General features: G+C 41.3%; 10 protein-coding genes. All 10 read left to right on the top strand.

All coding sequences use genetic code 11. From position 1 onward, the window contains the following. Positions 1-89 precede the first annotated feature (89 nt). The 10 genes from QE450_RS18680 to QE450_RS18635 all read left to right on the top strand — a co-directional run bounded on the left by QE450_RS18680 (position 90) and on the right by QE450_RS18635 (position 14,220). Complete coding sequence (locus tag QE450_RS18680) at positions 90-2,363, top strand: helix-turn-helix domain-containing protein (protein WP_307301224.1); 2,274 nt, start codon at positions 90-92, stop codon at positions 2,361-2,363. A 169-nt stretch (positions 2,364-2,532) separates the two neighbouring features. Then, positions 2,533-3,615 carry a Gfo/Idh/MocA family protein gene (locus QE450_RS18675; protein WP_273614021.1) on the top strand — a complete coding sequence of 361 codons (1,083 nt, stop codon included), beginning with the start codon at positions 2,533-2,535 and terminating at the stop codon, positions 3,613-3,615. A 216-nt stretch (positions 3,616-3,831) separates the two neighbouring features. After that, on the top strand, positions 3,832-4,803 hold the full coding sequence (locus QE450_RS18670; RefSeq protein WP_307301220.1) for a Gfo/Idh/MocA family protein: 972 nt from the start codon (positions 3,832-3,834) through the stop codon (positions 4,801-4,803). A 58-nt stretch (positions 4,804-4,861) separates the two neighbouring features. Beyond that, a complete protein-coding gene (locus QE450_RS18665; RefSeq protein WP_307301218.1) occupies positions 4,862-5,857 on the top strand; it encodes an AraC family transcriptional regulator in 996 nt (331 codons plus the stop codon). Between the two features lie 81 nt (positions 5,858-5,938). Continuing rightward, positions 5,939-7,018, top strand: coding sequence for a Gfo/Idh/MocA family protein (locus tag QE450_RS18660; protein ID WP_274171543.1), 1,080 nt, complete (start codon positions 5,939-5,941; stop codon positions 7,016-7,018). Between the two features lie 492 nt (positions 7,019-7,510). Then, positions 7,511-9,124 carry an extracellular solute-binding protein gene (locus QE450_RS18655; protein ID WP_273614017.1) on the top strand — a complete coding sequence of 538 codons (1,614 nt, stop codon included), beginning with the start codon at positions 7,511-7,513 and terminating at the stop codon, positions 9,122-9,124. Between the two features lie 472 nt (positions 9,125-9,596). Further along, a complete protein-coding gene (locus tag QE450_RS18650) occupies positions 9,597-10,493 on the top strand; it encodes an ABC transporter permease (RefSeq protein ID WP_371748239.1) in 897 nt (298 codons plus the stop codon). Further along, a complete protein-coding gene (locus QE450_RS18645; RefSeq protein WP_273614016.1) occupies positions 10,493-11,413 on the top strand; it encodes a carbohydrate ABC transporter permease in 921 nt (306 codons plus the stop codon). The genes QE450_RS18650 and QE450_RS18645 overlap by 1 nt, the downstream gene beginning before the upstream one ends. A gap of 39 nt (positions 11,414-11,452) precedes the next feature. Further along, the gene (locus tag QE450_RS18640) at positions 11,453-12,409 is read left to right on the top strand and encodes a sugar phosphate isomerase/epimerase family protein (protein WP_307301209.1); all 957 of its coding nucleotides are present in this window, start codon (positions 11,453-11,455) and stop codon (positions 12,407-12,409) included. A gap of 50 nt (positions 12,410-12,459) precedes the next feature. Further along, positions 12,460-14,220, top strand: coding sequence for a hypothetical protein (locus QE450_RS18635; protein WP_307301207.1), 1,761 nt, complete (start codon positions 12,460-12,462; stop codon positions 14,218-14,220). Positions 14,221-14,250: the final 30 nt, after the last annotated feature.

The raw sequence follows: 14,250 nt of genomic DNA, 5'->3' as shown, positions 1-14,250 counted from the left end.
CTAAAAGCGTAAACTAATAATAAATATGTTCTATGATATGTTGTCACAACAGATTGTCTGTGTCAGTAGCATTCAAGGGGGAGGACCATTTGCTATTTAAAAACTGGTATCGCCGTCTGTTGCTATCGTATTTTCCGATTTTTTTATTAACTGTCTCGATATTGATCTTTTTATCATTTCTAGTCATTAATGAAATTTCACGTCAAGAAACAGCCAAAGCGGATCGAATCTCTACCGGATATATGAAAGATACGTTAGAACGATCGGTGAGTGAAGTGGAACTGGATATATTAAGCGATCTGGAGACTTCCAATGTATATCGTTTATTTCTGAATAACGATCAGGCTGATCGTACAGCAGTCACGTATCAGACGATTGATCGCTTGCGGATGCTCGAAAATAATAATGAACTGATTGCATCAATCTATATGTACCGGGATGCCGATCAGCGGATTTTAACGTTACATGGGATTAAAGAATTAAGCGCTTTTGCTGATCGTGATTTTGTGCAGAAAGCTTTACAAGCACCGGAACAACGGGGTTGGTCAAGTGTACGCTTATTTGCCGAAATGAGTAATGATCCCAAGCAACAAGTGATTACGATGTATAAACGTGTGCCGTTACCTTTTGGCGATCAAGGTTTAGTGGTGATCAATATTAGTGTATATGCGATGCAACAGACAATCGCATCGATGTTCAATCCACAAGTGTCTTTTCTTGAAGTGCATGATGCTTCAGGGTTACCGATTTATCCTGCTACCGCTCTCAGCGAGGCAGAACATGGCAAAACGCTCACAACTCTGCATTCAGATCGATTAGGATGGACATTTGAAAGTGGCATTCGTGCCGGACAATTATTTGCATGGGTATCGGTTATCTCGTATATCTGGATATTGATTGGGATATTTGTCGTAGGGGTATCGATTGTCTATATTATCTATATTACACGCAAAAATTATAAGCCCATTCAAGTGATGATGGAACGAATCGAATCGCTTCAATTGGGCGGTGAATCGACACGTAAAGATGAGTTATCGTTGATCGATCATGCTCTGGAAAGTCTGATTGAACAGACGATTGATTACGAACAACAACATCATGAGAATCTTCTTATTCGTCGGCGGCGCTTATTTATGAATTGGATCGAAGGCGAATATCCTGAAAGTATGCAACAGGAACTGCATAATGTACATATTTTCAACGAGTATGTTCCTGCTTCGATTCATACCGATTCGTATACAGAAGTGCCTTACTATGCAGTGATCGTAGCAGAGATCAAAGACTATGACGCTTTTCGTGAAAAAGGAAATGTGCAAGAACATAATACGCTCAAATTGGCACTGACCAATGTTTTTCAAGAACTGGTACAGCAAGAAGGATTGCAAGGATGGTCGGAGTGGATCAGTGTACGTCGTGCCGGTATTATTATTTATGGGATAGATGAAGAAGAACGGCAATGGAATCGGCGTTTATTTGCTTTAGCTGCTAATAGCCGGGAATGGGTTGAACATAATTTACATTTAACGATTACACTGGGTACAGGCGTGACTGTCCACGATATCTCAGAAGTGCATCAATCCTATGAATCAGCATTGCAATCGTTAGGGTATAGTCTGACACTGGGACGAGATGGCATAGTGATGTACAGTGATCTTCCTCAAGGTCGTGAGCAGGAAAGTTATCGTTATTTGCAGAATATCGCTGATCTGGTCAAAGCATTTCGTCTGACTCAAGAGGTATGGCGAGATCATCTGAAGCAGATGTTGGATCGTGCAGAAAATGAGCCATTGCGTGATGAAAGTATTCGCTCACTTGTGTTATCGCTTTTACAAATGTTAAGCCGCGAATTGGAAGGAATGTCTGAACCATTGGATCTTTTGTTAACCGGAGATACCGCCAATTGGACGATTGAATCGATTGCAGAAGCGGAAACGATCGAAGAAGTATACCAAGCATTGCACCAATATTTGGATCAGGTCTATGCTCATTATGTAGAAGCAGGAGAATCGACCAATTATCATGCGTTGATCGGTGAAATGAAATCGTATATTGAAGATCATTTTGCTAATCCAGATTTATCGCTAAATCATTTGAGTGAACGATTTAATGTTACGCCCAAGCATGTGAGCCATTTATTCAAAGCAGAATTGGATATCAAATTTATAGATTTTCTAGTACAACTTCGCCTTCATCGTGCAGAAGAATTACTATCTTCAACAGAAGATACGATTCAGAATATAGCGATTCAAGTCGGATATGCCAACTCAATTACATTTGGACGTGTGTTCAAACGCATTATTGGTGTGACGCCCGGTGACTACCGTAAGCTCAAAATGAAGCCTGCTTCGTATGAGCCGAAGTAATGTCACTTTTGACTAGCTAGCATCATATACACTGCCATAAATAGCATCTGCAAATATGTCGCTTTTTTGAAGTAATGCTGTCGCAATCTTGTTGTATGATTTGAATACTGACATGTTAAAATGACTTCAAGTTACAGTAAATGACTAGCGTATACGGAGGGTAAAGCACATGGAACAGATCATCAATGTAGGTATTATCGGATGTGGTGGAATCGCACAAGGAAAACATTTACCATCACTAGCGAATCTCGATTATGTCAATGTGGTAGCATTTTGCGATATTATTCCTGAAAAAGCACAAGCACTTGCTGAACAATATGGTACAGCAGATGCACAAGTCTATGAAGATTATCGTGAAGTGTTGAAGCGTGACGATATTCAAGTTATTCATGTCTGTACACCAAATGATGCTCATGCTGAAATTGCGATCGCTGCAATGGAAGCAGGCAAACATGTAATGAGCGAAAAGCCGATGGCGAAAAAAGCCGCAGATGCTCGCAAAATGTTAGAAGTCTCCAAAGCAACCGGTAAAAAGTTAACAGTAGGTTATAATAATCGCTACCGTCCAGATAGCTTAATGCTCAAGCAATTGTGTGAGCGTGGCGATCTGGGAGAAGTCTATCATGCCAAAGCTCATGCGGTTCGCCGCCGCGCTGTACCGACATGGGGCGTATTCTTGGATGGAGACAAACAAGGTGGCGGGCCATTGATCGATATCGGAACCCATGCGCTGGATCTTACCCTCTGGATGCTTAACAATTATGAAGTCCATTCAGTGACTGGATCGGTCTATCATAAGCTTTCTCAGACACCGAACGCTGCGAATGCATGGGGCCCGTGGGACCCTGAGAAATTCAAAGTGGAAGATTCAGCATTCGGATTTATTACGATGAAAAACGGTGCGACAATATCGATTGATGCTAGTTGGGCGCTGAATGTACGTCATCCGGATGAAGCTAAATGTACACTGTGCGGAACCAAAGCAGGAGCAGATATGAATGATGGATTGCATATCAATGGTGAAGATTTGGGCAATTTATATGTGAAAGAACTGCAACTAGGCGGTAGTGGTGTAGCCTTTTATAGTTCAGATCATGATGAAAAGCCTGAATTTATGGAGATGCGTCTGTGGATGGAAGCGATTATTAATGATACAGAGCCAGTTGTAACGCCAGAACAAGCTTTGGTGGTATCCGAGATTTTAGAAGCGATTTATACATCTGCAGAGACAGGGCAAACGGTCTATTTCTAATCTTCAGCTATCAGAATTGAATCTAATGGTACAAAAAAGTGATTCCACCTCAGGAGTCACTTTTTATTTTGCAATCTTTTCCAATTTATAATGTGTCGCTTTTTTATAGTTGGGATGTCATTTTAATTCATTTCAAATGTTGTCTAAAATATGATATTTTGTCGGTAGAGTGTCACTATTTTAAAGTACAATCATTATACAGTGGGAGTGAAAATCATGATCAAAGTAGCAATATTAAGTTATTGGCATGTACACGCACAGGACTACACTAACGATACGTTAAATCATCCAGATACCGAAGTAGTCGCAGTATGGGATGAGATTCCAGAGCGAGGTCAGAAAAAAGCAGAAGAACTCGGTGTTCCGTTTTATGAAGACTTGCATGAACTGTTTGCCAATCCTGATATTGATGGTGTAGTGATCACCACTCCTACTGTTATGCATCGTGATGTAATGATTCATGCAGCAGAAGCAGGCAAACATATTTTTACCGAAAAAGTTATCGCTCCAACCAATGATGAAGTGGAGCAAATTATTGAAGCAGTGAACAAACATAATGTAACATTAACCGTATCTTTACCACGCTTAAATGCAGGCTATACACTGGCGATTCAGCAATTGTTAGCAGATAAAGTATTGGGTGAATTAACACTGGTGCGTACCCGTTTATCTCATGATGGAGCTACACAGGGCTGGTTACCGGATCACTTTTTTGGCAAACAAGAATGTGGTGGTGGCGCACTGATTGATCTAGGTTGTCATCCTGTCTATCTAGCACGTCTATTTATGGGTATGCCTGAAAGTGTATCTGCTAATTACGGTTATGTGACAGGCAAAGAAGTAGAAGATAATGCAGTGACTACATTCCGTTACAGCAATGGTGGAGTCGGTATTGTAGAAGCTGGATTTGTGAATAAATTTTCTCCATTTGTGATTGAAGTGCATGGTACACTCGGCAGTGTATTGTACAGTACGCATGATGAAAAATTATGGTTGCGTGCAGGAGACGATACAGCATGGCAAGAAGTGACGATACCAGCAGATCGTGAGACTGCTTTTGAACAATGGGTAGCACATATTCAAAATGGCACCAAAGCAACAGAAAATATCGGACTCGCAGTAGATCTTACTCGTCTGGTACAAGCGTCTAATCAATCGGCAGCGGAAGATCGTCCGGTAAGCTTGTAAAGCAGACATTACCGTATATCAATGTACCTTATCTCTGATCGAAGAAAGGACGAAGATCATGATCAAAAATGAACGATTCGTCCCGTTACAACCGATGCGTGAAAAGCCATTTTTGCTAGAAAAGCTAGATCTGAAATTCCGATGGGGCAATTATGGTTTTCGGGTATTACGTTTTCATTTAAATTCATTTGCACCTGGAGCCAAAATCGGATTTCACAAACATTCTGAATTTGAATTTCATTTTGTTGCTTCTGGCAAAGGCAGTGTCGTGCTGGAAGATCAGACGTATTTTTTGCAAGAAGGCATGTTTTATTTAACAGGGCCTGACGTACTTCATGCACAAGAAATGGATATGTATGATCCGCTTGAAGAATTATGTCTACATCTGGAGATCGTTCCGTTAACAACTGATTCGTCATTGGAACAGATGGACAATGATAAGGGTAAGGCTTCTGCCACACCTGCTGATTGGGGCAAAGAACAAGAAGTCTCGGAAGCCGAGCAATGTGTACGTCAATTGTATAATTTGCCTGCACGTCCGATGATGGATCGCAGACAAACGATGTCGCATTTTTATCGTGCTTATGATGCGATTGTTCATCATGAATCTGGTGTGTACGAGACGATCCGGCAATGTATTATTCAGATTATGTTACTAACGGCGCATGCTTCCGATCAGGAAAAGCGACCGTGGTTAACATTACCTCACCGGGAAGCGTCAGAAGTTCATTTTCAGATGGCATGTCAGTTTATTCGGGATAATTATATGTTTCCGATTGCACTGGAAGAAGTCGCGACCACAGTAGGCATTAGCAAACGTCAGTTACAACGGGTGTTTCAAAAGTACACTTCAGCTACATTTACCGCGTATCTCGAAGAAGTTCGTTTAACCCATATTTGCACTGAACTACGGCTAGGGAACAAAACGGTTGAACATATTGCACTGGATAATGGATTTGAAAATGTAAATTATCTGTATCTAGTGTTCAAAAAAAGGTATGGAATGACTCCACGTTCTTTCAAAGAACAAGCTCAACAGATGATCAACGAATAAAACCGTATGATCTACCGCAACGTCAACATGTCTATCACCAACAAGCCACAGCAAAATACTTGATCAGGAGCTGAATAGCAAATGACCTCAACCATTCGTATAGGTATTATCGGCAGTGGCGGTATTGCGCGTATGCATGTCAATGCGTATCGTCAGATGGAAAATGTAGAAATTGTAGGTGTAGCAGATATTGTACCGGATCGAGCGAGCCAGTTTATTGCTACACATCATCTTAATCATGCACACGCTTACGAAGATCATCTGGTCTTACTGGAACAGGAATTAGATGGAGTCAGTATTTGTACACCGAATGTATCGCATTATCAGACGACCATGGATGCACTTGCAGCAGGCAAAAATGTATTGCTGGAAAAGCCCATGTCTGTCACATTGCAAGAATCGGTTGAAATGGTAGAGATGTCGAAAAAATCTGGAAAAATGCTATCGATCGGTTTCCAGCCGCGGTATGATCCCAATATGCAATTTATTCGCAATTATATTCAAGACGGCAATCTAGGTAAAATTTATTACGTTGAAGTTGGCGGTGGTCGACGTAGAGGGATGCCACAAGGTACATTTATCCGCAAAGAATTAGCAGGAGCTGGAGCACTTGCCGATATCGGTTGTTATTCTCTCGATCTTGCTCTTCATACACTAGGGCATCCGAAGCCGTTAACAGTATCTGCTACAGTATCCAATCATTTTGGAACCAATCCCAAGTATCATCCTGAAGCTGAAAGTTTCAATGTAGAAGATTTTGGAGCAGCACTGATTCGGTTAGAAGGTGGCATCACGCTTCAATTTAAAACCGCATGGGCAATGCATATGGATACATTAGGAGCGACCCGTTTTCTCGGAACCGATGCCGGTATGAAAATCACGCCTTATGGCGAAGGCCCGTGGTCAGGAGTATGGGACGGTGGTGTCGGTACAATTACCAAATATCATGATCTTGGTGGTCGCTTAACCCATACGCCGATTCCTTGTGTACGTTCTGATCTGAATTTATTTGATGAAAAAGTCAAAGATTTCGTCAATGCTGTAGCTAACGGATTACCTGCTCCGATCTCTGGCGAACAGATCATTTTGAATCAAGCAATTATTGATGGTATTTTCCGTTCTTCAGAATTGGGTAAAGAAGTCGATATTGTATTGCCTTAAGCGCTTGGCAGTATAAGCGCGACCCAGTCCAATAAGAAGTGATTTTTGCAAAGCAAAATATCTTACATCAAGCGCTTGGCAGTATAAGCGCGACTCAAGTTTAATAAGAAGTGATTTTTGCGAAGCAAAATATCTTACGTTAAATCCATCTAAGCGAAGCAATAAATACAAAGAATCTTTCAATTATTCGATCACGATCGAGTAGGAAAGGTTCTTTTTTATGTTTTTCCCCAACTACATAAGGAGATTAACGTTAATTTAACTAACACAAACCTCAATACGGAAAATAGTTGATCATCGGAATACAGTTGATATTCAAAATGATACCGCTTTCTTTGATAAAGTTTATACTCGGAAAATAGTTGATTGTCTGAATATCGCTATAAATGCCATACTGGGGACATCCCAAAAGGTACACATGATAATTATGCTGACTTTTTTGTACAAAGAGAAACGTTCTGAGGGAGAAAAGCTGACAAAGGGGTTGAGAAGATGAAAAAAGATCCAAATCGAAAAATGGGCAAACGTGTAACAAGTTCTATGTTAGCCATGGTGTTAGCAGGCATTACCATTTTGGCGGGATGTTCTTCCAATGAAAGTAGCAGCGGTGCCACAAGTGAAGACGGAAGTTCTATTTTAAAAGTAGAAGTTTTTGATCGTGGTAATTCTCCATCAGGTTATACCATCAGCAATAACTATATGACCAAGTTAGTCGATGAACGTTTTGGCACACCTAATAAAATTGATGTGCAATATGTACCGGTTCCTCGTTCCGATGAATTGCAAAAGTTAAATGTATTAATGGCAAGCGGTGGTGATGTACCGGATATCGTATTTACTTATGATCAAGGCACATTCAATCGCTATGCTGAACAAGGCGGTCTAACTGATCTGACCGATTTGCTCAATCAATATGGACCTAATCTCAAAAAGTTTTTAGGGGAAGATACACTTGCTTACGGACAAATTGAAGGCAAACAATTTGCGATTCCAGGTAAACGATCGGTGCTTGGCAAATATGCTTCTTATATCCGTCAAGATTGGTTAGATCAACTGAAATTACCGATGCCACAGACTACGGATGAGCTGTATACCACACTCAAAGCTTTTCAAGAAAAAGATCCGGGTAAAGTAGGAAGCGGTCTTATTCCTTTTGGTATGACGATTGCTCCTGCGCAATATGATCCATTATTATGGTCTTTTGTCCAACAACCATTAAGTGATGAACAAAAATATACATTAACACAAAAGTTAGGTTCTAGTGATTATCCTACATTGTTGCCGGGCTTCAAAGACGGTCTGCAATTTATGAACAAATTGTATAACGAAAAACTAATCAGTACCGACTTTGGTCTGGACGAAGATAAAAAGCAATTATGGCAAGATGTGCAAAACGGTAAAGTAGGCTTTTACACCGAAGATGCAGGTGAATTATATTTCACTTATAACGGCACATACAAAAATCTACAAACCAATGTAAAAGGCGCTACATTAACGCCTACCGATGTATTTACCAACAATGAAGGCAAACATGCTAAGCCTGAATATGCATCCAATGGTCTGTATATCATGATCCCCAAATCTAGCGCCAAAGCGGTAGAAGCGATCAAATATTTAGACTGGATGGCTTCGGACAAAAACTTGTTTGATATGCAAAATGGCGTAGAAGGCGAGAACTACACTATGAAAGATGGAGTGCCAGTTACTAAAGAAGATGCAACTGAAGAAGCTACCAATCGCCTGTACAACTACGGAGATATGGCTATTATCGCTAACGGTAAAATTGTAGGAACCGAAGAGCAAAACAATAACGCTTATATTATGCAGACACCGGAAGAATACCAAGCCGCTATGCGTAAATCGGTTGAAATCTCCAATACCGATACGATTCCACCGGTAAACTTCAGCGTACCGATCAAAGCCGAAGCCAAATATGGTAGTGGACTACAAGACAAATACAATCAACTGATCGTCAAAGCAACAATGGCTCCAACCGCTCAATTCGACACCGTCTACGAATCCTTACTCAAAGACTACATGAGCAGCGGCGGACAAGCCATCCTAGACGAACGCACCAAAGTATTCCAAGAACAAGGCGCTAAATAATAAATAAAGCTCACCTACCGTGTTCAAAGTTCCTTACATTCATATCAGGAAAATAAGGATGCTGTTCTACCAATTTCTCAAATGGATTCAACCCAATTATTCATCACTAACTATCGAAATAAATAGCGCAAGGAATCTCCAAAATCAAATCATTCTTTCAACCATTTCAATTCACTTTCTAATCCAAAGCCAAACTTGCTACACCCACTCAATGTGCAAAAACCGCAACGCCATCTTTAAAATAAATGTGCTCTCACCACCAAGCGTAGTGAACAGATTCTTTCTGAAAGTCGCCTTTAAGACTCGGATATCGACCGCCCAGCGGTCAAATCAAGATATCCGATCTTACCAGCGACGCCAAGAAAGAATCCGTTCACGAAGCGCTTTCCCATCACCCTAGCACATTTCCACCCAACCCAAAGTGAAGGTTTTTCCACAACCATCTTAATGAAAGGGGAGTACCAACGTGAGAATGTCTACTTACCTCCGCAGATACTGGCAGTTGTATTTCCTGCTCATTTTACCGATTGCTTATTTTTTAACATTCAAATACGGACCGATGTACGGTATTCAGATTGCTTTTAAAGACTTTAACTTTTTTCAAGGGATTAACGATAGTGAATGGATCGGTTGGGATGCTTTCCGCGAAGTTTTTCAAAATCAGGATTTCTACAAAACATTGCGTAATACATTAATGCTGAACTTTCTAGATCTGTTGGTTTCTTTTCCAGCGCCGTTATTATTAGCAATTATGTTGTATGAAGTCAAAGCGGTCTGGTTCAAAAAGTTATCACAGACTATTCTGTATATTCCGCATTTTATCTCATGGGTGATTATCGGAGGAATTGTATATCAAGTGTTCGGTACGCAATCAGGATTCGTAAACAATATGTGGATGGCACTTGGCTTTCAGCCGATCCCTTTTTTAACCGATCCGAATTACTGGTTAGTGACGTATTTGCTAACAGGAGTATGGCAAAGTGCCGGCTGGGGCACGATTTTGTACTTAGCTGCTTTGACAGGTATCAACAAAGAACTGTATGAAGCCGCAGATATGGATGGAGCAGGACGACTCAAGCGCATATGGCATATTACATTACCCGGTCTCAAAACAACGATTATTACATTGTTGATTATTAATCTAGGCAATATGGTTACGATCGGATTTGAACGTCCGTTTGTAATTGGAAATGTAGCCGTACAAGATTACTCGGATGTACTCAGTACATTTGTATATCGGATCGGTCTAGAATCCGGTCAATACACACTAGCTACCGTTGTTGGACTTTTCCAAGCTGTTGTTGGATTGATATTTGTACTCGGTGCGAATTACGCATCTAAGAAATCGACAGGAGAGGGGATACTCTAATGGAGAAAATAGCCGATATCAGCAAAACGACTGCGGTCAAAGCCAAAACGACAACCAGTAAAGGTGATCGGATTTTTGATATTGTGAATATTACTTTGCTTAGTATTGTCGTGCTGGTCTGTCTGATTCCATTTATTCATATTCTAGCGATCTCTTTAAGTTCGGCTCGTCCGATTATGTCAGGCGAAGTATCGCTATTTCCAGTAGAGTGGACGACAGAAGCGTATGTCAAAGTATTTAGCGATATGTCGATGATTCGTTCGCTTGGCTTTACGGTGATGCTGACCGTTATTTTCACGATCCTTTGTATGGCGATGACAATTGCGGCAGGATATCCATTGTCCAAGTCCAATCTCAAAGGACGCGGATTTTTTATGGTCTTGATTATTATTACGATGTTTTTCAGCGGTGGTATTATTCCCGAGTATATTCTGGTGCGTAATCTACATTTGCTGGATACGATGTGGGCATTAATTTTACCGGGATTGATCAGCCCTTTTTATCTGATTATTATGATTTCCTTTTTCCGCAATATTCCGGAGAGTCTGGAAGAAGCGGCTGAAATGGATGGAAGCAGTCACTTTTATACTTTATGGCGCATTATTTTACCATTATCGTTACCAGTGATTGCTACATTAAGTCTTTTCTATGCGGTCGGGCGCTGGAATGGATTTATGGATACATTAATGTACATTAATAGCCCTGATCTATATCCGTTACAGCTCAAATTATATCAATTGATCCAAAATAATATGGCTAGTGAATTGATGCGCAATGAAGTAGTCGGTTCAGCGCAAATGATGCCAGAAAGTCTAAAAGCCGCCAGTGTTATTTTTGCAACGATTCCGATTCTAATTGTCTATCCTTGGTTGCAACGTTATTTTGTCAGTGGAGTAATGTTAGGAGCAGTTAAGGGATAAATATCTGATATTTCAAATGGGTTGAAGAAAGGAGTCTATATGCTTACATCCAAAGGGGACTATTCATTTTCAACATGCTGGAATATTAAGCGTCATAACAGTGGGGCAGAGATGATTGCTGAGATTCAAGAGCTTGGATTTCAGCAGGTAGAGCTAAATTACAATGTGACTACCGAGATGTTGCAGACGATTGAGCCGATGATTGAACGCGGCTTGATCGGGATCTCCAGTGTGCATAATACATTTCCACATACGCCTGATCCTGATTATGGAACCGATTCGGTATTGCTCGGGTTCGACGATGAAGAAAAACGGCATAAAGCGATCGATTTACTGGTAAAATCGGCTGAATATGCTCATCGTTATGGAGCTAAAGCTGTTGTAGTGCACCCCGGCGAAGTTCCGTTTGCGACCAATATTGATGAGACGTTAAAAGGAATCTATCACGAACAAGGCAAAGACTCGCCTGCTTATCAACAGCTATGGTCGGAAATGATAGAGCGTCGTGAACGTCTATCTGAGCATTATCTAGAACGGATTCAGCACAGTCTAGAAGAAGTCTGTGATCGTGTGTTATCCAAAGGGTACGATGTAGCATTTGGAATCGAGACTCGTTCTCGTTGTTATCAAATGCCTACATTATCTGAAGCGAAAAAGATACGTGATCGTATGCAAGGTGCGCCTGTCTATCTCTGGTACGATATCGGTCATGGCATGATGATGGATCGGATGGGATTGTATCACAATGCAGAAGAAGCGAACGCTATGAAAGAGGAGATTATCGGCGTGCATATTCATGAGACGTTAGGATTATCCGATCACTGGTGTCCATATATTCATAGTAAAGACATGACTTTTTTTGATCGATTTCTCGATATTATCAACGCGGCTCCTGTCAAAGTATATGAATTGAAAGCCGCTTGTCAGCCAGAAGAGATTGAAGCCAGTCATCAGTTATTGATCAGCAAAATTCAAGAACGTCACCTTATAAAATAGAGAATACTACATTGCATATAGAGCAGATCAAAAGCAAGGAGGGAATAGGTATGGCGGTGAGCGAGCAACTGGTGAATATCAATGATCTATGGGTAGAGCAAGGTATGTCTGGACAGATTTTGGATCGTGATCATCGATCTTTTGGTGGAGTCGTTGATCCTGAAAATGGAATTGCTTGGCCGAATCATCATGCAGGTACACCGGTATGGATGGCGATCTGGGGAGCGGCATTGGTTAATCCTTCCTCAGCTTACTATCATAGTGAACACGTGTTAGAGCGACTTGAATATGCGGCTCAGTATATGCTTGCTTTTCAACATGACGATGGGTCCATCTCTCCGGGGTGGACTAATTTTCATTCGCCTCCAGATACAGCCTTTGTCGTGGTAGGCTATTCGCAATTGTATCTGCTATTAGAACAAGATGATTGGAGTAAAAATGCTCCAGTAGCTAGTCGTATATTGTTATTTCTCAAGCAAACGATTCCGGTAATGATAACAGGTGGTTGTCATACACCTAATCATCGCTGGGTATTATCAGCGGCACTTAGTTATTTGTATCGACTATTCGGTGATCCCGGATTGCTAGAGCGAGCAGAACAATGGTTGGCAGAAGGAATAGATATCACTCCAGACGGAGAATGGACAGAGCGTAGTAATGGTATTTACAATGCGGTAAGTGATGTGATGTGTATTCATACGGCTCGCTTGTTAGACAAGCCTGAATTGCTAGAGCCCGTGCGAGCGAATCTAGAGATGATGATCTATCTGATCCATCCTTCAGGAGAGATTGTGACTGATTATTCGGGTCGTCAAGATTTTGGGCAGAATTTTACACTGGATAGTTATATGCTGTCTTATTATTTAATGACGATCATCGATCAGAATCCTCAATTTGCGGCGATGACAGCATTAGCTGAACAAGCGTTACAGACCAATGCTCGTCCACCAAGCAGTGCCAACAATCCATTGGTAGGCATGCTGTTATATCCAGATGAAGGTACACCTGTGCTGGCAACAGCTTTGCCGACGCATTATCGCAAAATGATTAACGGTTCATTTGATCGTTACCAATATATCAAACAGATTGCAAAAGTAGGCTATAGTCAGATTCAATACAGTCGTCCTCATTTGGATTTTGGTGCACCTGTCATGCGGATTCGTGAAGGGGATACCAGTATCACGATGATGACAGAAACGTCTTCTTTGCTGGCGATCAGATACGGGCAAGTACGATTGCTTGGTGTACAGATCGCTTCGTATTTTGGTCCGGGCTTTGTACCGATGCAATCTTTAACACCAACAGCAGATGGGTTCACAATGACAGCGACGTATGAAAAGGGTTACAATAGTTGTGTACCTGAGCATGAATTACCTGCTTCTGCACAAGCAACAGTGAGTCCGTGGTATTTGCTTCCTCATCAACACCGTATTTCTACTCATACGCAGACCTATCTATTGGAAGTGCGTATTACCGAATTGGAACATGGATTGGATCTAGAAATTATCTCTAATGAGCCTCCAGATGTGATGACACAGCTATCGTTGGTGTTCGACCAGCAAGCGATCATTACAGTGGTCGATGGGCAATTAGAGCAGATCACTCCTGAATCCCAGTTATGGTCAGCAGGAAAGGTTGTTGTTCAGCAAGGAAATGACATGATGGAATTAACAGGTGGATGTCTGCAACATACCGCTAGCAGTGTACGAGAAGCTTCGTATCCGCGCGATTGTCAGACGTTACTTGTCAATGTAATGACTCCTTTTGTGCACAGAATAGGGATTCGTCTCTTACCCGGTACAGATGTATGATCGGATCTATATACATCTACAACTATGTCG

It is taken from the genome of Paenibacillus sp. SORGH_AS_0306, from assembly GCF_030819345.1.
Classification (GTDB): domain Bacteria; phylum Bacillota; class Bacilli; order Paenibacillales; family Paenibacillaceae; genus Saccharibacillus; species Saccharibacillus kyungheensis.
Note: the sequence above shows the minus strand (reverse complement) of the source record. Positions and strands in the feature narration are given on the sequence as shown.

What these genes read in the sequence shown, in the direction of transcription:
- QE450_RS18675 (WP_273614021.1), top strand. Translation starts at nt 2,533, where the DNA reads ATGGAACAGATCATCAATGTAGGTATTATCGGATGTGGTGGAATCGCA.
- QE450_RS18670 (WP_307301220.1), top strand. Translation starts at nt 3,832, where the DNA reads ATGATCAAAGTAGCAATATTAAGTTATTGGCATGTACACGCACAGGAC.
- QE450_RS18665 (WP_307301218.1), top strand. Translation starts at nt 4,862, where the DNA reads ATGATCAAAAATGAACGATTCGTCCCGTTACAACCGATGCGTGAAAAG.
- QE450_RS18660 (WP_274171543.1), top strand. Translation starts at nt 5,939, where the DNA reads ATGACCTCAACCATTCGTATAGGTATTATCGGCAGTGGCGGTATTGCG.
- QE450_RS18655 (WP_273614017.1), top strand. Translation starts at nt 7,511, where the DNA reads ATGAAAAAAGATCCAAATCGAAAAATGGGCAAACGTGTAACAAGTTCT.
- QE450_RS18650 (WP_371748239.1), top strand. Translation starts at nt 9,597, where the DNA reads ATGTCTACTTACCTCCGCAGATACTGGCAGTTGTATTTCCTGCTCATT.
- QE450_RS18645 (WP_273614016.1), top strand. Translation starts at nt 10,493, where the DNA reads ATGGAGAAAATAGCCGATATCAGCAAAACGACTGCGGTCAAAGCCAAA.
- QE450_RS18640 (WP_307301209.1), top strand. Translation starts at nt 11,453, where the DNA reads ATGCTTACATCCAAAGGGGACTATTCATTTTCAACATGCTGGAATATT.
- QE450_RS18635 (WP_307301207.1), top strand. Translation starts at nt 12,460, where the DNA reads ATGGCGGTGAGCGAGCAACTGGTGAATATCAATGATCTATGGGTAGAG.